Annotated in this window: 19 protein-coding genes; 5 read left to right on the top strand and 14 right to left on the bottom strand. The window is 67.5% G+C overall.

The window, feature by feature from the left end; all coding sequences use genetic code 11:
* Positions 1-90: 90 nt before the first annotated feature.
* The 3 genes from EV678_RS02975 to EV678_RS02965 form a co-directional block, all read right to left on the bottom strand.
* A complete protein-coding gene (locus EV678_RS02975) occupies positions 91-1,692 on the bottom strand; it encodes a peptide chain release factor 3 (RefSeq protein WP_014237472.1) in 1,602 nt (533 codons plus the stop codon).
* Between the two features lie 191 nt (positions 1,693-1,883).
* A complete protein-coding gene (locus EV678_RS02970; protein WP_130458466.1) occupies positions 1,884-3,056 on the bottom strand; it encodes a hypothetical protein in 1,173 nt (390 codons plus the stop codon).
* Between the two features lie 55 nt (positions 3,057-3,111).
* Complete coding sequence (locus EV678_RS02965; protein ID WP_130458465.1) at positions 3,112-5,613, bottom strand: ABC transporter permease; 2,502 nt, start codon at positions 5,611-5,613, stop codon at positions 3,112-3,114.
* Positions 5,614-5,781: 168 nt separating this feature from the next.
* Between EV678_RS02965 and EV678_RS02960 the strand changes: the two genes are divergently transcribed.
* Positions 5,782-6,387, top strand: a complete 606-nt coding sequence (locus EV678_RS02960) for a DUF5610 domain-containing protein (RefSeq protein WP_130458464.1) — start codon at positions 5,782-5,784, stop codon at positions 6,385-6,387.
* A gap of 102 nt (positions 6,388-6,489) precedes the next feature.
* Here the strand turns inward: EV678_RS02960 and radA are convergent, their stop codons facing one another.
* From radA to EV678_RS02940, 4 genes are all read right to left on the bottom strand, one after another.
* Positions 6,490-7,863: a DNA repair protein RadA gene (gene radA, locus EV678_RS02955; RefSeq protein ID WP_130458463.1), complete on the bottom strand. Its 1,374-nt coding sequence runs from the start codon at positions 7,861-7,863 to the stop codon at positions 6,490-6,492.
* 33 nt (positions 7,864-7,896) lie between these two features.
* Positions 7,897-10,521 carry a PAS domain S-box protein gene (locus EV678_RS02950; RefSeq protein WP_130458462.1) on the bottom strand — a complete coding sequence of 875 codons (2,625 nt, stop codon included), beginning with the start codon at positions 10,519-10,521 and terminating at the stop codon, positions 7,897-7,899.
* Between the two features lie 238 nt (positions 10,522-10,759).
* Positions 10,760-11,851: an alanine racemase gene (alr, locus tag EV678_RS02945; protein WP_130458461.1), complete on the bottom strand. Its 1,092-nt coding sequence runs from the start codon at positions 11,849-11,851 to the stop codon at positions 10,760-10,762.
* Positions 11,852-11,971: 120 nt separating this feature from the next.
* Positions 11,972-12,874: a LysR family transcriptional regulator gene (locus EV678_RS02940; protein ID WP_130458460.1), complete on the bottom strand. Its 903-nt coding sequence runs from the start codon at positions 12,872-12,874 to the stop codon at positions 11,972-11,974.
* A gap of 198 nt (positions 12,875-13,072) precedes the next feature.
* Here EV678_RS02940 and lplT point away from each other — a divergent pair, with 198 nt between their 5' ends.
* Entirely contained in the window at positions 13,073-14,338 is a 1,266-nt protein-coding gene (gene lplT, locus EV678_RS02935; protein WP_130458459.1) for a lysophospholipid transporter LplT, read from the top strand.
* A 15-nt stretch (positions 14,339-14,353) separates the two neighbouring features.
* Here lplT and EV678_RS02930 read toward each other — a convergent pair whose 3' ends face one another.
* From EV678_RS02930 to EV678_RS02900, 7 genes are all read right to left on the bottom strand, one after another.
* Positions 14,354-14,860 carry a TPM domain-containing protein gene (locus tag EV678_RS02930; protein ID WP_130458458.1) on the bottom strand — a complete coding sequence of 169 codons (507 nt, stop codon included), beginning with the start codon at positions 14,858-14,860 and terminating at the stop codon, positions 14,354-14,356.
* The gene (locus tag EV678_RS02925; RefSeq protein ID WP_235832398.1) at positions 14,860-15,666 is read right to left on the bottom strand and encodes a TPM domain-containing protein; all 807 of its coding nucleotides are present in this window, start codon (positions 15,664-15,666) and stop codon (positions 14,860-14,862) included. Before EV678_RS02925 ends, EV678_RS02930 begins: the two co-directional genes overlap by 1 nt.
* Before the next feature lie 39 nt (positions 15,667-15,705).
* The gene (locus tag EV678_RS02920) at positions 15,706-16,308 is read right to left on the bottom strand and encodes a LemA family protein (protein ID WP_130458456.1); all 603 of its coding nucleotides are present in this window, start codon (positions 16,306-16,308) and stop codon (positions 15,706-15,708) included.
* Between the two features lie 200 nt (positions 16,309-16,508).
* On the bottom strand, positions 16,509-17,369 hold the full coding sequence (locus tag EV678_RS02915) for a uracil-DNA glycosylase (protein ID WP_130458455.1): 861 nt from the start codon (positions 17,367-17,369) through the stop codon (positions 16,509-16,511).
* The gene (gene rimI, locus EV678_RS02910; RefSeq protein ID WP_130458454.1) at positions 17,366-17,857 is read right to left on the bottom strand and encodes a ribosomal protein S18-alanine N-acetyltransferase; all 492 of its coding nucleotides are present in this window, start codon (positions 17,855-17,857) and stop codon (positions 17,366-17,368) included. Before rimI ends, EV678_RS02915 begins: the two co-directional genes overlap by 4 nt.
* A gap of 3 nt (positions 17,858-17,860) precedes the next feature.
* Positions 17,861-18,544, bottom strand: coding sequence for a tRNA (adenosine(37)-N6)-threonylcarbamoyltransferase complex dimerization subunit type 1 TsaB (gene tsaB, locus EV678_RS02905; RefSeq protein ID WP_130458453.1), 684 nt, complete (start codon positions 18,542-18,544; stop codon positions 17,861-17,863).
* A gap of 380 nt (positions 18,545-18,924) precedes the next feature.
* Positions 18,925-19,302 carry a hypothetical protein gene (locus EV678_RS02900; RefSeq protein ID WP_130458452.1) on the bottom strand — a complete coding sequence of 126 codons (378 nt, stop codon included), beginning with the start codon at positions 19,300-19,302 and terminating at the stop codon, positions 18,925-18,927.
* 308 nt (positions 19,303-19,610) lie between these two features.
* On the opposite strand from EV678_RS02900, the gene ompR reads away from it, so the two are divergent.
* Genes ompR through EV678_RS02885 form a run of 3 tightly spaced genes read left to right on the top strand, consistent with a single transcriptional unit; the run spans position 19,611 to position 22,342 of the window.
* The gene (ompR, locus tag EV678_RS02895; RefSeq protein WP_014237455.1) at positions 19,611-20,345 is read left to right on the top strand and encodes an osmolarity response regulator transcription factor OmpR; all 735 of its coding nucleotides are present in this window, start codon (positions 19,611-19,613) and stop codon (positions 20,343-20,345) included.
* A 13-nt stretch (positions 20,346-20,358) separates the two neighbouring features.
* Positions 20,359-21,687: an ATP-binding protein gene (locus tag EV678_RS02890; protein WP_130458451.1), complete on the top strand. Its 1,329-nt coding sequence runs from the start codon at positions 20,359-20,361 to the stop codon at positions 21,685-21,687.
* Between the two features lie 4 nt (positions 21,688-21,691).
* Positions 21,692-22,342 carry a phosphatase PAP2 family protein gene (locus EV678_RS02885; protein ID WP_207222150.1) on the top strand — a complete coding sequence of 217 codons (651 nt, stop codon included), beginning with the start codon at positions 21,692-21,694 and terminating at the stop codon, positions 22,340-22,342.
* Positions 22,343-22,390 lie beyond the last annotated feature (48 nt).

Below are 22,390 nucleotides of genomic sequence, written 5' to 3'. Positions count from 1 at the left end.
TGTACGCCGCAGGCCGTGGCGAACCAAGCAGGACGGGGCTTCGGGCCGACCCGAAGCCCCCGCGGGGATTGGCGTTCCGCCCGCCCCCGTTTAGCCCCGGTTGCCCAGGGTCACCGTGTGTTCCCGGGTGGCGTGGAACTGCACGCTGGGGTAGCGCTCCTGGGTCAGGTCCAGATTGACCCGGGTCGGCGCCAGATAGGCCAGGCTGCCGGAGGCATCCGTGGCCAGGTTGCCCATGTTCTCCCGCTCGAAGCGGTTGAAGTCCTCGGCCTTGTCGCAGGTCACCCAGCGGGCGCCGAAGAGGGACTTGTTCTCCAGCAGGATTTCCACCCCGTACTCGGCCGCCAGGCGGTGGGCCACCACCTCGAACTGCAGCACGCCCACGGCCCCCAGCACCACTTCGTAGCCGGAAAGGGGCTTGAACACCTGGATGGCGCCCTCCTCCCCCAGCTGCTCCAGGCCCTTCTGGAACTGCTTGATCTTGGAGGGGTTCTTGGGCCGGGCGGCGCGGAACATTTCCGGCGCAAAGTAGGGAATGCCGGTGAAGTGCAGGTTCTCGCCCTCGGTGAAGGAATCGCCGATTTCGATGCTGCCGTGGTTGAACATGCCGATGATGTCGCCCGGGTAGGCATCGTCAATGGTGGCGCGGCGCTGGGAAAGGAAGGCCACCACCTGGGTCGCCCGGATTTCCTTGCCGGTACGCACCTGCCACAGCTTCATGCCCCGCTCGAAACGGCCCGAGCAAACGCGCAGGAAGGCCACCCGGTCCCGGTGGGCCGGGTCCATATTGGCCTGGATCTTGAAGATGAAGCCGGAGAACTTGCCCTCTTCCGGCGCCACGGCCCGCTCTGCCGATTCCCGGGTCTTGGGCGGCGGCGCATTGGCCACCAGGGCATCCAGGATTTCCCGCACGCCGAAGTTGTTGATGGCGGAGCCGAAGAACACCGGCGTCAGCTTGCCGGAGAGGAAAGGCTCTGCCTCGAACTGGTGGGCGGCGGCCAGCAGCTCCAGGTCTTCCTTGAGCTTGGCGATTTCCATGGAGAAGCCGGCCAGGGACGGATGATCCAGGCCCTTCACCACTTCCGCATCCTTGCCTTCGCCCGGGGTGAACAGGGCCACGGAATCGCTGGCCAGGTGATACACGCCGCGGAAGGTCTTGCCCATGCCGATGGGCCAGGTCACCGGCGCGCACTGGATCTTCAGCACCGATTCCACCTCATCGAGCAGCTCGAAGGGGTCGCGCACTTCCCGGTCCAGCTTGTTGATGAAGGTAAGAATGGGCGTGTCGCGCATGCGGCACACGTCCAAGAGCTTGATGGTCTGGGGCTCCACGCCCTTGGCCCCGTCGATCACCATGAGGGCCGAGTCCACGGCGGAAAGCACCCGGTAGGTATCTTCCGAGAAGTCCTGGTGGCCCGGGGTATCGAGCAGGTTGATGACGCAGTCCCGATAGTCGAACTGCATCACCGAGCTGGCCACGGAAATGCCCCGCTGCTTTTCGATCTCCATCCAGTCGGAAGTGGCATGGCGGCCGCTCTTACGGGCCTTCACCGTACCGGCAGCCTGAATGGCGCCGCCGAACAGCAGCAGCTTTTCAGTCAGGGTCGTCTTACCCGCATCCGGGTGAGAAATGATGGCAAAGGTCCGCCGCCGCTGGGCTTCCGCGGCAATGGCCTGGAGTTCTGCGCTCATGGAAAAACTTTCAGGGGAATCAAGGTAACTGCGAAGGTAACTGCGCAAGGCCGGCGGCAAGCGAAAACGCCCCCGACCGGCTGGTCAAGGGGCGGGATTGTACCACTGAGGGGATGAAGTACTGGGGAGGGGGGCTAACGGTAGCTAACCGGCCAGTGCAACTTTTAGCGCAGGTCCGATTTAGCGGCATGTTATGCCTTGGGATTGGGCTCAAAACAAACGACCGTTGCCAGATAGGATAGGTCTTCTGTGCAGTCATATACCTTGCGGCAATCATCGGCTGTGGCGGTTGTTCGAAGTGTGACATTTCCGGACTTGGCCCTGTAGTCGATGATGAGTAGCTGGGAGCGAGTAGCGATCCAAAGTGGGTAGACAAATTGCGAGGCATGAATTGAGCGGGCATCTGCATCTTGCAGCGTTACGTCAGCCAACACGGCTCTAGCGCAATCTTCGGAGACATCAAGTTCGACAACCTCGAAGCCTTGCGAAGCCGCTCCAACCACAAATTGAAACTGCGTATCGGCCTCTTTACGCACAAATCCCTTGCAATGCACAACAAGCGCATCTGCATGGTCGAGTGCAAATAATGTCTGCGCGGTTCGTATTGTGGAGAACAGCAAGAATAGAGCCCTCGCAACCTCCAACATCTCTGGCCTGGTCAACGCAATACTATGTTGCTGTTTTGATCCATAGCGGCAGACAATCGAGGAACCGCTGGAGTCCATTGAGTAATGTTGAGCAATGTTCCTCCATTGGTTAAGGGGAACATTCCACGGAGGCAAAGCCAGATATGGGGCAATTCCAGCCTTTTCGCCAACCATCTGGACCACTTTCCCCAAGCCTAGGGAGTCAACATCGGCGAATGCGACGGACTCTCCTTGCGAGCGCTGAGCAAGGTGAAGTAATTCTTTTAGATAAACTTGGAGTGTTCCTTCGATCAGGCCTCCAATGTTGCGAAATAGCTCGTAGGCGAATTCATCAAGTGGCAAGTCCGCCTTTTCATGCTCAAAGCGTACAGCGCTCCAATAAAGCGACAGGGCTTTTCCAATGGGCTCTTCCCATGAAGCACAAGTCTTAGCACAGTCGTCTGGGTCATTAGCCAAGTACAGTCGACGGATACGTAGACATTGGTCGAACAAACTCGATGCCCAATCAGAATTGCGTATCTTCGCAATGTTTACAGCTTCAACGGTTAGCAAGTCGATACCATACCGATCGAGCATTGCTGCGTTTTCAAACTCCGGCGCTAGCGCTTCGAAAACGCTGCTCTTAATCTCTTCTATCGTATAGCCGGCCTCATAGGCTTGTAGCAGTGGGCTGAAAGCTCTTACCCCGCGAAGAATGCTGTAATTATTTCCCTTCAAGCTGGATGCTCCATAAGGTAAAAAGAAACATAACTAGTCTGTACCCCAACTCTCCTCACCCCCCTGCCCTCAAAGCATCCATCGGCGGCACCCGCAGCAGGCGGGAGGCGGCCAGCCAGCCGGCCAGGGTCACGGCCAGGGCCGCGCCGACGATGGCCGCCGGGAACACCCACGGCGCAAACTGATACTCCAGATTGAAGACCTTGGCAGCCAAGAGCCAGCCGACGCCCTGGCTGCCGGCGGCGGCGATCAGCCCGGAGAGAGCGCCGACGGCGGCGAATTCGGCCAGGAGGGCGCCCCGCAGTTGCTGGCGGCCGGCGCCCAGGGCCCGCAGCACCGAGAGTTCGTAGCGCCGCTCGTCGTGGGAGGCGGCCAGGGCGCCGTAGAGGACGATGACGCCGGCGGCCAGGGTGAACAGGAAGACGAACTGCACGGCCCGGGAGACCTGATCCAGCACCGATTGCAGCTGGCGCACGATGGCCGCCACATCCACCACCGTCAGGTTGGGGAAGCGCTTGACCAGTTCACCCACCCGGTTGGCCGCGTCGTCGGGCAGGTGGAAGCTGGTGATGTAGCTGGCCGGGTACGGTTCCAGCACGCCGGGCGGAGCGAGGACGAAGAAATTGACCCGCATGGAATCCCAGTTGAGCTTGCGCAGGCTGGTGACGGTGAGATGCACCGGTTCGCCGGCCACGGTAAAGGTCAGCTCGTCCCCCACCTTCACGCCCAGGGTTTCGGCCAGGCCCTTTTCCACCGAGGCGCTACCTTTGCCATCCTTCCCCTGTTCGCCGGGGGCGAACCAGCGGCCCTGGGTCACCGTGTTGCCGGGAGGCAGGTCGGCGGCCCAGGAGAGGTTGAATTCCCGCTCCACCAGGCGCTTGGCCCGGTCGTCTTCATAGTCCGCCGGGGTCACGGGGCGGCCGTCGATGCCGGTGAGGCGGCCCCGCACCATGGGCAGAAGTTCGGCGCGGATGCCCATGCGGCCCAGGGTTTCCCCCACTTCCTGGCGCTGCTCTGGCTGGATGTTGATGACGAAGCGGTTGGGCGCGTCCGGCGGCGAGGCCTGGCGCCAGGCCTGCATCAGGTCGCCCCGGGTGACGGTGAGCAGCAGCAGGGCCATCAGGCCCAGGGACAGGGCGACGATCTGGGCCACGCTGGACAGGGAGCGCCGCTCCAGGCCGGCCAGGCCGTAGCGCCAGCCGAAGCCCACCGCCGGCCCGACCCGGCGCAGGGGCTTGAGCAGGGCCAGGGCCAGACGGGCGATCAGGGCGGTGAGGCCCAGGGCGGCGGTAAAGCCGCCGGCGGCGTAGGCCCCCAGCTTGGGCTCGCCTGCGGCCCAGAAAAGCAGGCCAGCCAGGGCCGCCAGGCCGATGCCGTAGGTGGCAAGGATGGAGGCGTCCGGCTCCCCCAGTTCCCGCCGCAGCACCCGCAGGGTGGGCACCTGGCGCAGTTGCAGGAGGGGCGGCAGGGCGAAGCCGAAGAGCAGCACCAGCCCGGCCACCAGCCCCTGCAGGGCCGGCCACAGGCTGGGTGCCGGCAGGGGCGCGGCCAGCAGGTTGGCCAGCCAGGCGTGGAGCACGAAATGGGCGCCGAAGCCGATGGCCAGCCCCACTGCCGAAGCGGCCAGGCCGAGAATGAGGAACTGGCCCAGGTACAGCCCCAGCACCTGGCCCTGGGGCGCCCCCAGGCAGCGCATGACGGCGCAGGGATCGAGATGGCGCTGCAGGTAGCGACGGATGGCCAGGGCCACCCCGGCGGCGGCCAGCACCACGGCCAGCAGGGCGGAAAGGCCGAGAAACTGCTGGGCCCGGTCCACTGCGGTGCGGATTTCCGGACGGGCGTTGCTGGCGTCCTCCACCCGCTCGCCCCGGGTCAGGCGGGGCTCGGCCCAGCGGCGGTAGTCGGCCACCGCCCGGTCTGGGCCGGCCAGCAGCAGGCGGTAGGCGACCCGGCTGCCGGGCTGGATCAGCCGAGTGGCGGGCAGATCCGCCAGGTTCATCATCAGGCGGGGGGCGACGCTGAAGAAATTGACGCCCCGGTCCGGCTCCAGGGTCAGCACCCCGGCCACGGTGAAGCGGGCCTGGCCCAGGTTGAGGCTCTGCTCCGGCCCGCTGCCGAACTGGGTGGCCAGGCGCTCGTCCAGCCATACCGTGCCGGCCTGGGGCCCGCCCTGGATCTCGCTGTCGGGCGCCCCCAGGCCAGGAGCCAGGCGCAGCTTGCCCCGCAGGGGATAGTCGCTGGAGACGGCCTTGATATCTGCCAGCTGGGCCCCCTCCTCCCCCGTCACCATGCTCGGGAAAACCTGGGTCTGGGCCATCTGCAGGCCCCGCCGCGCCGCCTCGGCGGCAAATTCCGGGGCCAGGGGATGGTCGGAGGTCAGCAGCAGGTCCGCCCCCAGCAACTGGCGGGATTCCCGCTCCAGAGCCTGGCGCACCCGGTCGGTGAAAAATCCGACGGAACTGATACTGGCCACCGCCACCACCAGGGCCAGGGCCAGCAGGCGCAATTCACCGGCCGAGAAATCCCGGCGCAGGAGGCGGAATGCGAGTGAAAACATGGACAACTCCGGCGAAACGAGCCGCAACGGCACCGGACAACCCCACGGAGAGCCGCGCCAGGCTTGAATCTACAAAAAAAGGTAAAGAAACGTTCAAGTCATTGAAAAAAATGACGTTATGGCAGATAGAGCGAGAAATGCGACCGCCAATATATTTCGGAGACTATCATGCCCAACGACATCGCCGCCCCCCAGGGGCCCAGCCAGCAGACTGCCAGCGCCAACAGCGGCAATTCCCGTGTTTATCCCCAGGAAGAGCATCGGGCGTTGAAGGTCGATACGGCCACCAAGCAGTTCAAGGTCGGCATTCTGGAATCCGCCCTGCAGGTTTCGATCCAGGCCGGCAACGACTCCCAGGCCCTGCTCTTCCGCACCGCCATCGACCGCATCAACGAGGTGCTGGGCATTTCCGAGGGCCCCGACGCGCTGCAGAAGGCCGCCAGCCAGGACAACTCGCCGGAGGCCACTGCCGCCCGCATCCTCTCCTTCACCACCGGTCTTTACGCCGCATATGCCGCCAAGCGGCCCGACGACGATCCGGAACAGGTGGCATCCGACTTCGTGGACGTGATCCGCAGCGGCTTTGAGAAGGGTTTCAACGAAGCCAAGGACATCCTCAAGGGCCTCAACGTTCTCAACGGCGAGGTGGAAGCCGGTATCAACAAGACCTACCAGCTGGTGCAGAAGGGCATGGACGACTTCCTCGCCCAGTTGCGCAAGCCGAAGGAAGAAACCCCGGCAGCGACGGCAACCACGCCCAGCGCCGCAGCCTGAACCCGGCGGCCACGCCGCCCTCCCCATGCAAAACGGCGGCCCCTGGCCGTCGTTTTCTTTGTAGCGTCAGCGGGCGCAGTACCGCAGCACCCTGGGCCCGCCCTACTCCCAGTCCCGCAGCCGCTCCACCGCCTGTTCGATGCGGCTCACCGCCACCACTTCCAGCCCGGGAATGGGCTGGCGCGGCTTGTTGGCCTCGGGTACCAGAGCCCGGGTGAAGCCCAGCTTGGCCGCTTCCTTGAGCCGTTCCTGGCCCCGGGGCGCCGGGCGGATCTCGCCGGCCAGGCCCACTTCGCCGAAGACCACCAGTTTTTCCGGCAGGGGCCGGTTCTTCAGGGAGGAAATGATGGCCAGCAGCACCGGCAGATCCGCCGCCGGTTCGCTGATCTTGACCCCGCCCACCGCATTGACGAAGACGTCCTGGTCGAAGCAGCCGATGCCGGCGTGGCGGTGCAGCACCGCCAGCAGCATGGCCAGCCGGTTCTGCTCCAGACCGACGGAAAGGCGCCGCGGGCTGCCGCCCATGGTGGTATCCACCAGGGCCTGGATTTCCACCAGCAGGGGCCGGGTGCCTTCCTGGGTCACCAGGACGCAGGAGCCGGCCACCTCCTGGCCGTGCTGGGAAAGGAACAGGGCCGAAGGGTTGGAGACGCCCTTGAGACCCTTGTCGGTCATGCCGAAGACGCCCAGTTCATTGACCGCGCCGTAGCGGTTCTTCACCGCCCGGATGAGGCGGAAGGAGGAATGGGTGTCGCCTTCGAAGTACAGCACCGTATCCACGATGTGTTCCAGCACCCGGGGCCCGGCCAGGGCCCCTTCCTTGGTCACGTGGCCCACCAGGATCACGGTGACGCCGGTCTGCTTGGCCAGCCGGGTCAGCTGGGCGGCGCATTCGCGCACCTGGGCCACGGAGCCGGGGGCCGAGGTGAGCTGGTCGGACCACAGGGTCTGGATGGAGTCGATCACCGCCACCTGGGGTTTTTCCGTCTGCACCACGCCGAGGATGCGTTCCAGGTTGATTTCCGCCAGCAGGGGCAGGCGCTCCACGTCCAGCTGCAGGCGCCGGGCCCGCAGGGCCACCTGCTGCCCCGACTCTTCGCCGCTGACGTAGAGCACCTTGTGCTGGGGCGCCAGGGCGGCCAGTGCCTGCAGCAGCAGGGTGCTCTTGCCGATGCCCGGGTCGCCGCCGATGAGCACCACGCCGCCGGCCACCAAGCCGCCGCCCAGGGCCCGGTCGAATTCGGACAGGCCCGTGGGCAGGCGCGCCGCCTCCCGGGTCTCGATCTCGGAGAGGGCCTGCAGCTTGGGCGTGCCGGGGGCCAGGGATTCGAAACGGTGGCCGCTGCCCTTGCCGCCGGCCTCGGCCACGGTTTCCACCAGGGTGTTCCAGGCATTGCAGGCGGAACACTGGCCCTGCCATTTGGGGGACTGGGCACCGCATTCGGTGCAGGTATAGATGCTTTTCGTCTTCGCCATGATGGGCGGGAGGATACACCAGGGCGGCGGCGATCAGGATTCCGGGGCCGGCTGGGGCGGCCGGGCCAGGACCCAGCGGTTCTTGCCGGCCCGCTTGGCCTCGTACATGGCGCCGTCGGCGGCCTGCACCAGCATGTCGGGACTGGCGTAGGCCTGGTGGAACAGGGCCACGCCGATGCTGGCGCTGACCTGGCAGCGCTGGCCCAGGATGTCGAAGGGCTGCACCAGGGCCTCCAGCACCTTGTTGGCGGCGGTCACCGCATCCTCGTCCTGGCGCACCCCGTGCAGCAGCACGGTGAATTCGTCGCCGCCCATGCGCGCCGCCGTGTCGGACTGGCGCAGGGTCTGTTTCAGGCGGTAGGCGAAGGCCGCCAGCAGCAGGTCGCCGGCCTGGTGGCCCTGGCTGTCGTTCACCGCCTTGAAGCCGTCCAGGTCCAGCACCAGCACTGCCAGGCCTTCCTGGTAGCGCTGGGCGCGGAAGAAGGCCTGCTGCAGGCGGTCGAAGAACAGGGTGCGGTTGGGCAGGTCGGTGAGCAGGTCGAAGTGGGCCAGGTGTTCCAGGCGCTGCTCGATGCGCTTGCGTTCGGAAATATCGTGCTTGATGGCGACGTAGCGCACCACGGCGCCCTGCTCGTTCTTCACCGGGGCGATGGTGAGCAGCTCGTGGTAGAGCATGCCGTCCTTGCGCCGGTTCACCACCTCGCCGCGCCAGGGGTTGCCGGAGGTGATGGTGCCCCACAGCTGGCGGTAGAAATCCGCATCATGCACCCCGCTCTTGAAGCGGGAAGTGCGCTGGCCGAGGACCTCCTCCAGGCTGTAGCCGGTCATGTCGCAGAAGGCCGGGTTGGCGTATTCCACCACGCCGTTGGCGTCGGTGATGATGACCCCCTCCGCCGCCGCATCCACGGCCACGCTGCGGGACTGCAGTTCCTGGCGCAGTTTGCGCTCGGCGGTGATGTCCCGGGTGATGCCGAGCAGGCCGGTGAGGTGCCCCTCGTCGTCCCGCAGCACATTGACGATGGCGTCGGTCCATACGGTGGAGCCGTCCTTGCAGGGCTGTTCCAACTCCCAGTGGTGCTTCAGCACCTGGCCGGTGCGCAGCAGGTAAGCGAAGCCCTCCGCCGCCTGGGACATGGAATCCGGCGTCAGGGCCTCGGCCATGGACTGTTGCAGCACCTCCTCCGGGGTGTAGCCCCGCAGCCGTTCCACCGACGGGCTGATGTAGGTGAAGCGGCCGTTGAGGTCCATGGTCCAGATGACGTCGTAAGCTGACTCGGCCAGTGTGCGGAAACGCTGCTCGCTCTGGCCCAGGGCCATCTCCGTGCGCTTGCGCTGGGTGATGTCGTGGAAGGAGAGGACGATGGCCTCCCGCCCCTCGAAGTCGATGCAGGCGGCCGACATCAGCACCCACACCGGCTTGCCCTCCAGGCCCTGCAGCTGCACCTCGAAGCCCAGCCAGCGGCCGCCGCGACGGTGCAGCTCGTCCACCATCTGCTGGCGCTGTTCCGGGTTGCGCCAGAAGCCCTGGGCCGGCCGGCCGACGACGTCGTGACGGGAGACGCCGTAGTACTCCTCGGCGCAGCGGTTGATGTAGAGCAGTTCGCCGTCGGCTTCGGGACGGGTCACCGCCACCGGGAAAGGCGCCTCCTCCATCAGTCCCAGGCAGTTCCTGGCGCTGCGGCGCAGGCGGCGCATGTAGCGGCGCACCAGCACCACCACCAGGGCGACGGCGACCAGGGCCCCCATGCCGGCGGCGAACCACAGGCTGGACTGGCTACCGCTGCCAGCGTTGCCACCCTCACCCGCGTAGAGCAGGTCAGCCAGGGACAGGTCCCGGGGCAGCAATCCCAGGTCGGCGTAGGTGTCGGCCATGTGGCGCCAGCGGCCAACGTGGAAGTAGCCCGGCTCCACCAGCTGGGCCTGCACCAGGGGCACCATCTGCTCCGCCTCGAAGGCCAGGTGGTCCCGGCTGTGGCGCCGGCCGTAATGCTTGAGGATGTAGTCGATGACCTCCTGGGGATGGGCCATGGCATAGCTCCAGCCCTTGAGGCTGGCGGCGCGGAAGGCCTTGAGCCGCTCCGGATGCTGGCGCAGTTCGGCCTGGGTGGAGAACAGGTTGTCGCCGTAGAAATCCAGGCCGCTCGATTCGGGCGTGAACACCACCACCCGCTCGCCCTGCTTGCGCAGTTCGTAGAGTTCGTCGGTGCGGTAGATGGAGAGGGCGTCCACCCGGCCGTCCAGCAGGTCCTGCACGGTCTGGCTGTGGGGCTCCAGGGCCAGGCTGTCCGTATCCACCCGCTCCCGGCCCAGGTAGCCGAGCAGTTCATTGGCCCCCGGCTCGATCATCACCTTCTTGCCGTTGAGGTCGTGGATGTTGCGGATGCCGGCGGCCCGGCGGGCGGCGATGGCCAGGGGCGAATGCTGGAAGATCACCGCCAGCACCAGCACCGGCGCCCCCCGGTGGTAATGCACCAGCAGGTCGCTGGTGCCGACGCCGTACTGGGCCTTGCCCTCCAGCACCGCCTGCACCGCATCCTGGCCCGGCTCCGCTTCCCGGATATCCACCGCCAGGCCCGCCTCCCGGTAGTAGCCCTGCATCTGGGCGGCGTAGTAGCCGGCGAACTGGAACTGGTGGCGCCAGCGCAGTTGCAGCGTCACATTCTCCAGGGCCTGGGCCGGCGCGGCCGGCAGGATGAGGAGCAGAAACGTCAGACAGGCGGAAAGATGCCGGCATAGCGGCAAGAGCGGACGGCTGGACGGCAAATGGCGCAAGACGGCTCCCCAGGGGCGGGCCGGAAAAAGGGCCCGGATCAACCCCAAATTCTAGGCTGGGAGCGGAAAAATGAGCGTGACACAGGTCGCACCGGGGCAAAAAAGCCGCCGGCGCTTGCCTGGCCTAGTTGCCGATCCAGCGCACCGGCACCCGGGGCGCCAGGGCGCAGAAAAGCTCGTAGCTGATGGTGCCGGCGGCGGCGGCCACCGCGTCCGCCGGCATGCCCTTTCCCCACAGGGTGACGGGGGAGCCGACACCGGCCTGGGGCAGATCGGTGAGATCGCAGAACAGCATGTCCATGGAAACGCGTCCCGCCGTCACCGTGGGCCGGCCATCCACCAGGATCGGCGTGCCGGGCGGCGCATGGCGCGGGTAGCCGTCGGCATAGCCGCAGGCGACGATGCCGATGCGGCTGGGCCGGGTCGCCTCGAAGATGCCGCCATAACCCACCCGCTCCCCGGGGGCCACGTCCTGCACCGCCAGGATTTCGCTTTCCAGGGTCATCACCGGCTTCAGGCCCAGCTCCTCGGCGCTGACCTCGGCAAAGGGACTGCCGCCGTAGAGCAGGATGCCGGGGCGGGCCCAGCCCTGCACCGCCTCCTTGTGCCGCAGCAGGGCCGCCGAATTGGCCAGGGACACCTCGCCCTGCCAGCCGGCGGTCCAGGCGCGGAAGCGTTCCAGCTGCCAATCCACGCCCCGGGCCCCGTCGGCCTCGGCGAAGTGGGTCATGTAGGTCACCGGGCCGATGGCCCGGCTGCGGGCGAGAAAGGCCTGGGCAGCCGGCCAGGTCTGCGCGGTGAAGCCGAGGCGGTGCATGCCGGTATTGAATTTGATGAACACCGGCAGCTTCACCGGCAGGCCGGCGGCCTCGATGGCTTCCAGCTGCTCCAGGCGGTGCACCGCGGGAATGATGCCCAGCTCCGCCACCGCTTCCAGGTCTTCCGGCTGGAAGAAGCCTTCCAGCAGCAGGATCGGTTCCCGGATTCCGGCTTCCCGCAATTTCGCCGCCTCGCTCAGGTCCAGCAGGGCAAAGCCGTCGGTGAGACCGGCCAGGGCCTGGGCCACCGGCAGCATGCCGTGGCCGTAGGCATTGGCCTTGATCACGGCGAACAGGCGGGCGGGACCGGCAACACCCTGGTCGGCATGTTGGCGGGCCACGGCGAGATTGTGCTTGAGCGCCCCCAGATCGATGGTGGCGCGGATGGGACGGGGCATGGGCGGGAACGGTGATGGATGAAGAAGATGGCGCGCCGCGGGCGGGCGCAGGCGGCCATATTACGCCAAGGCGGCGCCGGAGGGAAAAGACGCCGCCGGGCGCCCCCCGCCGGCACCGCCTCAGGCGGCGTATTCCTGCAGCTTGCGGCGGGCGAAATCGACGAAGGAAGTGACCAGCTTGGAGCGGAACTTCTCCTTCGGCGTCACCAGGGACAGGGGCCGGGTCAGCCGGGGAGAAAGGGGAATGGCCACCAGATGCTGCAGCTGCAGTTCCTTGTGGAAACTGGCCCGGGAGACGATGGCCACGCCCAGGCCGGTGCTGACCACGCCCTTGAGGGCCTCGGGGCTGCCCAGTTCCATCAGCACCTTGAGGCTGGCCGGGTCCACCCCGGCCTGGCGGAAGTAGTTGTCGGTCACCTCCCGGGTGCCCGAACCCGGTTCCCGGGCGATGAAGGCGTGGTCCCGGAGCATGGCCGGGGTGATGGCCGACTCCCGGGCCAGGGGATGGCTGGGGGAGCAGATCACCTGCAACTCGTCGTCGCAACAGGTTTCGGCCTGCAGCTGGGGCAGGTGCTCGATGGCCTCGGTGATGCCCAGGTCCAGGGAATGCTCGGCCACCCGGTTCTCGATGGTTTCCGAATTGCCCACCACCAGCCGGGCCCGTACGTTGGGATAGAGGGCATTGAACTCCCCCAGCACCCGGGGCAACATGAATTCGGCGATGGTGATGCTGGCCCCCACCAGCAGTGGGCCCCGCATCTGGCCGGTCATTTCCGCCAGGCGGGCCTCCAGGTCGGCGTATTCGCCGAGGATGCGGTCGGCGTACTCCAGGGCTAGCTCGCCGGCGGGGGTGAGGGAAATGCGGCCGTGGCCCCGGTCGAAGAGGCGGGTGTTGAAGTGCTCTTCCAGCTGCTTGATCTGGAAGGTGACCGCGGGCTGGGTCATGTAAAGGGTCTCCGCCGCCTTGGTAAAGCTCAGTTGCTTGGCAACGGCATGGAACACCTGCAGGCGGCGATCGGCCATAAGTGGGGAACCTCCCTGAATTTATGGGGGTTATTCAAACATAAAGCCCGTTCCAGCGGAAGCTGCCAAAGGCCCGCCCCACGGGCATTCACCCCACTTTCATCACAAAGTTAAGCCTTTCGTGGTATAAACCTTCGCCCAACAAGACCTATTCGACGCGAGACACTCCATCGCCCGCTGCCCGGGGCGACCTACCTGATGCAGATCGGCTTTTACATCATCATGGCGGCGCAGTTTTTCTCTGCGCTGGCCGACAATGCCCTGCTCATCGCCGCCATCTACGCCCTGCGCGAGATGCAGGCGCCTGATGCCTATGCACCGCTGCTGAAGCTGTTTTTCACCGTCTCCTACGTCCTCCTGGCGGCCTTCGTCGGCGCCTTCGCCGACTCCATGCCCAAGTGGCGGGTGATGTTCATCAGCAACGGCATCAAGATCTTCGGCTGCGCCCTCATGTTCTTCCACGTCCATCCCCTGGCGGCCTACGCCGTGGTGGGCCTGGGCGCCGCCGCCTACTCGCCGGCCAAGTACGGCATCCTCACCGAATACCTGCCCCACCGCCTGCTGGTCCTGGCCAACGGCTGGATCGAAGGCCTCACCGTGGGCGCCATCATCCTCGGCACGGTCCTCGGCGGCGCCCTGATCCAGCCCAAGATATCGGCCATGCTGCTCGGCTTCGACCTACCCTTCGTCGATACCCCCATCGACACGGTGGTGGAAATGGCCCTCTGCGTGGTGGGCCTGCTCTACCTGATCGCCGCCGTATTCAATCTCTACATCCCGGACACCGGGGTCGATCACAAGCCTCTGAAAAAGAATCCCTGGTACCTGCTGCACGAGTTCGGCCACTGTCTGGCCCTCTTGTGGCGGGACCGCCTGGGGCAGATTTCCCTGGCCGTCACCACCCTCTTCTGGGGCGCCGGCGCCACCCTGCAATTCATCGTCATCAAGTGGGCCGAGGCGGCCCTGCACCTGGACCTGTCCAAGTCCTCCATGCTGCAGGGCGTGGTGGCCCTGGGCGTGGCCGTGGGCGCCGCCGTGGCCGCCAAGTTCATCACCCTGCGCAAGTCGATCCGGGTCATTCCCCTGGGCATCGCCATGGGCATCATCGTCATCGGCATGAATTTCGTGCGGGACTTCTGGGTCGCCGTGCCCCTGCTGATCCTCATCGGCGCCCTCTCCGGCTTCTTCGTGGTGCCCATGAACGCCCTGCTGCAGCACCGGGGCCATATCCTCATGGGGGCCGGCCATTCCATCGCCGTGCAGAACTTCAACGAGAACCTCTCCATCCTCATCATGACCGGCCTCTACGCCGCCATGATCAAGGCCGACTTCTCCATCTACACCGTCATCACCCTGTTCGGCCTCTTCGTCGCCGCCGCCATGTGGCTGGTGCGCCGGCGCCACCAGGCCAACCAGCGGGAACGGGACGACGTCATCCACCTGGACGACTGCAACGCCCACTGAGCCCGGGCGCGGGCCTCAGAGCATCAGGGGCGCGTCGGGCAGTTCGTTGGGATTGGCCTGCAGGGCCGGGAAGTGCCGTTGCAGCACCGCCGTGATGTCGTCGATGGCCGCCAGACAGCCGGCCTCGAATTCTCCCCGGGCGAAAGCCGCCTCCATCCTGCGGCACACCTCCTCCCAGAAATGGGCCTCCACCCGGGCATTAATGCCCCGGTCGGCGACGATTTCCACCTGCCGGTCGAGCAGGTCCAGGTAGATCAGCACGCCGCTGTTATGCACCGTGTCCCACACCCGCAGGTCGGAAAAGAGGGCCAGGGCGCGGGCCCGGCAGCCCTCGGGCCGCAGGGCATAGCCCAGGGGCAGGCAGCCTTCCAGGACGAAGCGCAGTTCGCCCTCGTGGCGCTGTTCGGAGGCAGCAATGGCGGCCTCGATGCGGGCCAGGGACTCCCGCGGGAAAGGACGCCGGGCCAGCCATTCGGGCACCAGCAGATAGCGCAGGAAGCGCCCCAGATCGGATGCTTGCATCACCATCTCCCGGAGGCGCCACCGCCTCCAAAACCGCCGCCACCGCCGGAGAATCCCCCGCCGCCGCTCCAGCCCCCACCTCCGCCGCCGCCACCGACAAAGCCGCTGCCGCCGACGAGGATGAAGAGGAACACCACGATGCCGATGCCGGCCACGCCGAACAGGCTGGCGCCCATGAAGCCGGCCACCACGGCCGCCACGCCGCCGCAGGCGCCGGCCGCCAGCAGACGCCCGAAGAGGGCCCGCAGCACATTGCCGGCCACCACGGCGACCATGAAAATGGGGAAGAGCAGGTCCACGTTGAGGTCGCCGCCGCCACGGTCGGCCGCTGGCGCCGGCAGGGGCTCGCCGCCGATCACCGCCAGCAGCCGCTCCACCCCGGCCCCGATGCCGCCGGCCATGTCGCCGGCCCGGAAGCGGGGCACGATGGTCTCTTCGATGATGCGCTTGGCCACCACGTCCGGCACCGCGCCTTCCAGGCCGTAACCCACCTCGATGCGCACTTCCCGATCGTTCTTGGCCACCAGCAGGATGAGGCCGTCGTCCACACCCTTGCGCCCCAGTTTCCAGGTTTCAGCGACGCGGATGCCGTACTGCTCGATGCTCTCCGGCCGCACCGTGGGCACCAGCAAGACGCCGACCTGGGCGCCCTTTTCCCGCTCGAAGGCGGCCAGGCGGTTTTCCAGGGACTGGCGCTGGGCTTCGCTGAGGGTGCCGGTGAGGTCCGTCACCCGGGCCTTCAGGGCCGGCACCGGCACCTGGGCCCAGGCCGCCGTCAGGCCGCCCAGGCAAAGGAGCAGCAGCAACCGGCAAAACCAGCGCAGGAAGGCCATGAGCGGAGCGGCTTACTTGGCCGGGGCGGCGCCGAAATCCACCTTGGGCGCGGTGGAGATGGCCTGTTCGTTTTCCACCGAGAAATTGGCCTTGGGCTGGTAGCCGAAAGCCATGGCGGTGAGGTTGTTGGGGAAGCTGCGCACCGCCACGTTGTACTCCTGGATGGCCTTGATGTAGCGGTTACGGGCCACGGCGATGCGGTTCTCGGTGCCTTCCAGCTGGGCCTGGAGGTCGCGGAAACCGGCATCGGCCTTCAGCTGGGGATAGTTCTCGCTGACCACCAGCAGGCGCGACAGGGCCGAGGACAGTTCCCCCTGGGCCTGCTGGAAGCGGGCCAGGGCCTGGGGATCGTTGGCCAGTTCCGGCGTCGCCTGGATGCTGCCCACCTTGGCCCGGGCGGCAGTGACTTCGGTCAGCACCTTTTCCTCGTGGGCGGCGTAGCCCTTCACCGTATTCACCAGGTTGGGCACCAGGTCGGCGCGGCGCTGGTACTGGTTGAGCACTTCGGACCAGGCGGCCTTGGACTGCTCGTCCAGGGACTGGAAGGTGTTGTAGCCGCAACCGCTGAGCAGGGCGGCGACCAGGGAAAAGAGGGCTAGCAGGCGCAGGGACATGGGGACTCTCCTCGATTTGGCGGGATCAGCGCATGAAGATGGGGCATGGTAACGCAAAGTACAAGGGCATGGCCGGCGCCGCCACAGCAACGGCCGGTCACAACGGGCATGCCCTGGAAGGCAGAAGGGACGCACATCTCCAGCATGCCATGGCGGAGAATAGCGCCCCTATTGACTCCCTGGCCTCCAGATGAACGGAATCAACCTCCGGCCTGGCGCCGGGCGTCGGCCAGCAGGCGCCGGGCGAAGCACAGGTCTTCCCAGGCCCGGGCCTTGTCCGTGAGATTGCGCAGCAGATAGGCCGGATGGTAGGTCACCACCACCGGGATCGGCCGGCCGTTGAGCAGGTATTCGTGGGGCCGGCCCCGCAGGGAGGCCAGGGGCCGCTCCTGGGCCAGCACGCTGTGCACAGCGGCGCGGCCGAGGAGGACGATCAGCTTGGGTTGCAGCAGCTCGATCTGGCGCTGCAGGTAGGGACGGCAGGTATCCATCTCCGCCGCCTCCGGCGTGCGGTTGCCCGGCGGCCGGCATTTCACCGCATTGCCGATGTAGACGCCCCGGCCCCGCTGCAGGTCGATGGCGGCCAGCATGGCATCGAGCAGCTTGCCGGCCTGGCCGACGAAGGGCTCGCCCTGCTCGTCCTCGTCCGCACCGGGGCCTTCGCCGATGAACATCCAGTCCGGCTGCTGCCGGTCGCCGACGCCGAGCACCGCCTGCTTGCGCTGCTGGCACAGGGCGCAGGCCTGACAGGCGGCGACCGCGTCCTGCAACTCATCCCAGCCCATATTGCCCAGGCTGCCGGCCGGCAGGGGCGTCCGGGGCGCCGGCGCCGCACCGGAGAAGGCCGCGGCAGCGGCCGGCGGCAAAATCAGGGACGGCCGCGGCGAACGGGGAGCTTCGGCCACAGGTGCAGCGGCGGCAGCGGCGGACTCGGCCGGGGCGACGGCATCCATCGCCTCAGCCCCCTCCTCCGCCTGGCCGCGCAGGACCCACAGGGGGGTCAGCCCCATTTCATGCAGGATTTCCAGATTGCCCATGGGCCCCTCGCCGTTATGGTTCATGCCGCGATCTCCCCCAGCTCCCGGCGCAGCACCAGGGCATCCTCCCGCCCCTCGACGGCCGGGTAATAACCCTTGCGCCGGCCGATCACCTGGAAACCGTAGTTTTCATAGAGGGCCAGGGCCTTGGCGTTGGAGGGACGCACCTCCAGCAGCATGGTGACGGCACCGCCGTGGCGCGACACCTCCATGGCGAAGCGCAGCAGCCGGGCGCCGTAGCCCCGGCCCTGGCGCTCGGCGGCGACGCTGATGTTGAGCAGGTGGGTCTCGTCCAGGGAGGGCATGAGCACCATGTAGCCCACCAGGGCGCCGCCCTCCCGGGCCACCCAGCAGCTGTAGCCGGCCTTCATGGAGTCGGCGAAATTGCCCTGGGTCCAGGGATGGGAATAGACCCGGTTTTCGATTTCCATGACCTGGGCCAGGTCCTTGCCGTTCATGGGCAGGAACTCCAGGGGAGCCAGTTCGGCGGCCAGGGCGGAAAGGGAGCGCATGGGTCAGGCCTTGCCGCCCTGGGCCAGGCGCTCGGCCACGGTCAGGGCGACCTTGTCGCGGATGTAGAGGGGCGCCGCCAGGGCCGGGTCCAGGCCTTCGCCCCGGGCCAGCCGGGGCGCCGCCAGCCGGGCCACCGCCGCTGCCGTCGGCACCCGTTGCCCGCCCAGGGGCCAGGCGGCCAGGCGTTGGCTCAGGGCCGGGTAGGCCGGTACGCCGTTGCCGCACACCGCCCAGTCTCCGGCAGCAGGCAGGGGCGCCTCTGCCGGCGGGCAGACGGTGATGGCGCCCTGCAGTTCCAGGACCTCGCCCACCCGGCGGTAGGCGCCGCAATAGACTTCGTTCATGCGGGCATCCAGATAGACCGCCACCTGGGGGCTGCCGTCGGCATAGGCCATGGCCTCCAGGGTGACCACCGGCAGCACCGGCCGGTCGAGGGCCACCGCCAGGCCCTGGGCCACGCCGCAGGCCACCCGCAGGCCGGTGAAGGCGCCCGGGCCGGCGCCGAAGGCGATGCCGTCCAGGTCCGCCATGGCCAGACCGGCTTCGGCCATCATGGCGCGCACCAGGGGCAAGAGGGTCAGGGAGCTTTGCTCACCGGCGGGACATTCCCGGGAGAGGAGGACGCCGTCGCGCCAGAGGGCGACGGACCCCTGGTCGGTGGCGGTTTCGAGGGCCAGCAGATTCATGGGGAGCGATTTTAACCCAGGCCCGGCCCTTCCCCGCCCCGGCATTGGGGTCGGCAAAAAAAAGGCGAAAAAAAGCGTGTCAAGACTTGACTTATGCACAAACAGCCCGCCCCTTGGCCCGGGGAGCCGCTTTCCGGCCACGATGACAGGCGGGAGCCAGCACCGACGTTGTATCTATTTGTTTTTATTGAAATTACCGGCAAAGCCGTTTTTTTGGGCAGAGTAAGAAAAATCCTTATCCCCGGGCTACTTAGGCCATCTGTCCGGCAATAACCCACAAAGTTATCCACAGCTTGTGTGAACAAGTCCGCAAGTACCGGGTGGATCAGGATTTTTTATCGACGACGGGCTCGGCACCCGTCCGGCGGCGGGGTGGCGCCTCAGGGATGGCGGGGAGAGCGGGGCGCCGGGGGCAGCCCTTCCGGGTACAGGGGACGGCGCTCTTCCCGGGGGTAGAACTCCCGGCCGGCCTCGTGCACATCCCGCCGCAGGCGCTGCCGCTCTTCCGGCGACAGGCGCCGCCGCTCCTCGCCCGGCGCAAAACCGGGAGGCCCCTCCTCCCGCTCGGCCTGGCGGGAATTGAGCCACTGGCGCCGGACTTCCCGCCGCTCTTCCTTGCTCAGACGGGCGTGGGGGTCCTCCGCCCGCTCCATGCGCAGGCCGCCTTCGGCCTGGGCCAGCAGGCGCGGCTCCTCCGGCCGGGCCCAGAGGGAGGCGGCAGAGAGCAGCAGGAGAGCGGAGAGGAACAGTCGTTTCATATGCACCATGGAATCACTACAACCGGCAACGTCGCCGTCACGGCGGGAAAGCCCGCGCAACCCCGGAGCCCGGGCCGGCGACGGCGCACAGTGTGCCCAAATTGCCGGGCCGCTTCCAGAGCGGCAGCCACGACGCCATCCTAACGCCTGGATGCAAGCCCGGCCCCGTCTGGATGTAAGGCCGGCCCACGGCTTTGTAAATAATTGTTTCCCCAGCCCCGGTCAGCAACGCGGCGTAACGACTTGGCCCCCGTCGGGCCCGGCGGAGCCCTGTTGCCGGGGCACGGAACCGGTTAGCATTGCCAGCCATGAGCGAAAACAAACAACGCATTCTCGTCGTGGACGACGACCAGCGCCTGCGGGACCTGCTGCTGCGCTACCTGGGCGAACAGGGCTTCGTCGTCAAGACGGCGGAAAACGCCCCGGCCATGGACAAGCTGCTGGCCCGGGAGACCTTCGACCTGCTGGTGCTGGACCTGATGCTGCCCGGCGAGGACGGCCTCTCCATCTGCCGCCGCCTGCGGGCCGCCGACCCGCACCAGGCGGTGCTCATGCTCACCGCCAAGGGCGACGAGATCGACCGCATCGTCGGCCTGGAAATGGGCGCCGACGACTACCTGCCCAAGCCCTTCAACCCCCGCGAGCTGGTGGCCCGCATCCATGCGGTGCTGCGCCGCCGCGCCCTGCCGCCGCCGGGCTCCCCGGTGGAGGCCGAAGGCACGGTGCAGGTGGGCGAGATCAGTATCGACCTGGCCACCCGCCGCCTCACCCGGGGCGCCGAGGGCGAGGCGGTGATGCTCACCACCGGGGAATTCGCCGTGCTCAAGGTGCTGCTGCAGCACCCGCGCCAGCCCCTTTCCCGGGACCGCCTGATGAGCCTGGCCCGGGGCCGGGAACAGGGCCCCTTCGACCGGGCCATCGACGTGCAGATTTCCCGCCTGCGCAAGCTGATCGAGCCGGATCCCCAGACCCCGCGCTACATCCAGACCGTCTGGGGCTTCGGCTACGTGTTCGTGCCGGACGGCCAGGGCACCACCGCCTGAGCCCCCGCCGGCCATGAAACTGCCGCGCACCCTGCAGCGCCTGCTGCCCCGCACCCTGCTGGTGCGGGCCTTCATCCTGGTGGCGGTGCTGCTGCTGGTGTCCGTCTCGGTCTGGGTCGCCCTGTTCCGGGCCGCCGAGCGGGAACCCCGGGCCCGCCAGCTGGCCCAGCTCACCACCAGCGTCGCCAACATCACCCGGGCCGCCCTGCTCAGCGCCGACCCGGTGCTGCGCCGCGACCTGCTGCGGGAACTGTCGGAACGGGAAGGCCTGCGCCTCTACCCGGCGGAAGAACAGGACCGGGTCACGCCCCTGCCCGACCGGGAGTTCTTCACCATCTTCCAGCGCGAAGCCTTCCAGTTGATGGGCCCCCAGGCCAGCTTTGCCATCGCCGTAAACGACCAGCCCGGCTTCTGGATCCGCTTTTCCATGGAGGAAGGGGACGATTACTGGCTGGTGCTGCCGCGGGAGCGCACCGAGCGCAACCCGACCTGGCAGTGGCTGGGCTGGGGCGCCGTCTCCCTGGTGCTGTCCCTGGTGGTGGCCTGGCTCATCGTCGCCCGCATCGCCCGCCCCCTGAAGATCATGGCCCGGGCCGCCCGGGCCGTGGGCCGCGGCGAACGGCCGCCCACCCTGGCCGAAGAAGGGGCAGAGGAAGTGCGCCTGCTGGCCCGGGCCATGAACCAGATGTCCGCCGACCTGGCCCGCCTGGAAAGCGAACGGGCCCTGGTCCTGGCCGGCATCTCCCACGATCTGCGCACCCCCCTGGCGCGCATGCGCCTGGCGGCGGAAATGGGGGTGGAAGACGAAAGCCTGCGGGCCGGCATGAACGACGACATCACCCAGATGGACGGCATCATCGGCCAGTTCCTCGATTACGCCCGGGGCGAGGAGCAGGAGCCGGAAGAAAGCGCCGATCCCAACCAGCTGCTGGCCACCCTGGCCCGCCGCTGCCAGGAACGGCAGGAGCCGGTGCAACTGCAGACATCGCCCCTGCCGCCCCTGCGGCTGCGCCCCCGGGCCCTGGAACGGGCCCTGACCAACCTCATCGGCAACGCCCGCAAATACGGCGGCGGCGACATCACCCTGGCCTCCGGCATCGCCGACGGACAGGCCTTCCTCGCCGTGCTGGACCGGGGACCGGGCATTCCCCCCGCCGAAGTGGAACGGCTGAAGCGCCCCTTCACCCGCCTCGAGGCCGCCCGCAGCGACACCACCGGCACCGGCCTGGGCCTGGCCATCGTCGAACGCATCGCCCGCCTGCACGGCGGCCGCCTGGAGTTGTCGCCCCGGGAGGGCGGCGGCCTGGCCGCCCGCCTGCTGCTGCCCCTGCCCCCCGCCTGAGCCCATGGGACGCCTTTCTCCACGGCCCCTGGCCGGGCGAGTCCTGGGCACGGCCCTCTTCGGCATGGCCTGCCTGACAGCCTTGTGGTTGCTGGCTCCCCGGGGCATCCCGGCCTGGGACCGGGCCCTGCTCGACCTTTTCGCCCAGATCCGCAGCCCCCTGCTGGACCGGGCCATGGGCAGCCTCACCTGGCTCGGCTCCCTCTGGCTGCTGCTGCCGGCCAGCCTGTTGCTGGGCCTCCTGGCGCACCGCCGTCGGCCCCGGGCTTGGCTGCCGGCCGCCGCCCTGGGCCTTGCCATCGGCATCGGCTACCTGGCCAAGAGCCTCATCCAGCGCCCCCGGCCCGACCTCTACCCGGCCCTGGACGGCCTCGCCACCCACGCCTCCTTCCCCAGTCTGCACAGCGCCCAGGCCCTGGCCTTCGGCATCGCCCTCGGCCTGCTGCTGCAACGCTCCTGGGTCCTGGCGGCGGCAGCCGTGCTGGGGCTGGCAGTGGGCGTCTCCCGCCTCTACCTGCAGGTGCATTTCCTCAGCGACGTGCTGGCCGGCGCCCTCCTCGGCGGCCTCACCGCCCTGGTCCTGGACCGGCTGTGGCATCCGGCGGCGGCATCGACGACCCGCGCCGGACAAGACGACGGCATACAAATCCGGTAGCCTGCAGGCCTGCGGGAACGCCCGTTCCCTCACCGATCGAGTTATTGC

The sequence above is a fragment of the Azospira oryzae genome (genome assembly GCF_004217225.1).
Taxonomy (GTDB): Bacteria; Pseudomonadota; Gammaproteobacteria; order Burkholderiales; family Rhodocyclaceae; genus Azospira; species Azospira oryzae.
This window is presented reverse-complemented; position numbering and strand designations above follow the sequence as displayed.

Coding starts and splice junctions, on each gene's coding strand:
- EV678_RS02915 (WP_130458455.1), bottom strand. CDS start 17,369: ATGAACCATAACGGCGAGGGGCCCATGGGCAATCTGGAAATCCTGCAT.
- EV678_RS02965 (WP_130458465.1), bottom strand. CDS start 5,613: ATGTTTTCACTCGCATTCCGCCTCCTGCGCCGGGATTTCTCGGCCGGT.
- lplT (WP_130458459.1), top strand. CDS start 13,073: ATGCAGATCGGCTTTTACATCATCATGGCGGCGCAGTTTTTCTCTGCG.
- tsaB (WP_130458453.1), bottom strand. CDS start 18,544: ATGAATCTGCTGGCCCTCGAAACCGCCACCGACCAGGGGTCCGTCGCC.
- radA (WP_130458463.1), bottom strand. CDS start 7,863: ATGGCGAAGACGAAAAGCATCTATACCTGCACCGAATGCGGTGCCCAG.
- alr (WP_130458461.1), bottom strand. CDS start 11,851: ATGCCCCGTCCCATCCGCGCCACCATCGATCTGGGGGCGCTCAAGCAC.
- EV678_RS02975 (WP_014237472.1), bottom strand. CDS start 1,692: ATGAGCGCAGAACTCCAGGCCATTGCCGCGGAAGCCCAGCGGCGGCGG.
- EV678_RS02940 (WP_130458460.1), bottom strand. CDS start 12,874: ATGGCCGATCGCCGCCTGCAGGTGTTCCATGCCGTTGCCAAGCAACTG.
- EV678_RS02930 (WP_130458458.1), bottom strand. CDS start 14,860: ATGCAAGCATCCGATCTGGGGCGCTTCCTGCGCTATCTGCTGGTGCCC.
- EV678_RS02920 (WP_130458456.1), bottom strand. CDS start 16,308: ATGTCCCTGCGCCTGCTAGCCCTCTTTTCCCTGGTCGCCGCCCTGCTC.
- EV678_RS02900 (WP_130458452.1), bottom strand. CDS start 19,302: ATGAAACGACTGTTCCTCTCCGCTCTCCTGCTGCTCTCTGCCGCCTCC.
- rimI (WP_130458454.1), bottom strand. CDS start 17,857: ATGCGCTCCCTTTCCGCCCTGGCCGCCGAACTGGCTCCCCTGGAGTTC.
- EV678_RS02890 (WP_130458451.1), top strand. CDS start 20,359: ATGAAACTGCCGCGCACCCTGCAGCGCCTGCTGCCCCGCACCCTGCTG.
- ompR (WP_014237455.1), top strand. CDS start 19,611: ATGAGCGAAAACAAACAACGCATTCTCGTCGTGGACGACGACCAGCGC.
- EV678_RS02885 (WP_207222150.1), top strand. CDS start 21,692: ATGGGACGCCTTTCTCCACGGCCCCTGGCCGGGCGAGTCCTGGGCACG.
- EV678_RS02960 (WP_130458464.1), top strand. CDS start 5,782: ATGCCCAACGACATCGCCGCCCCCCAGGGGCCCAGCCAGCAGACTGCC.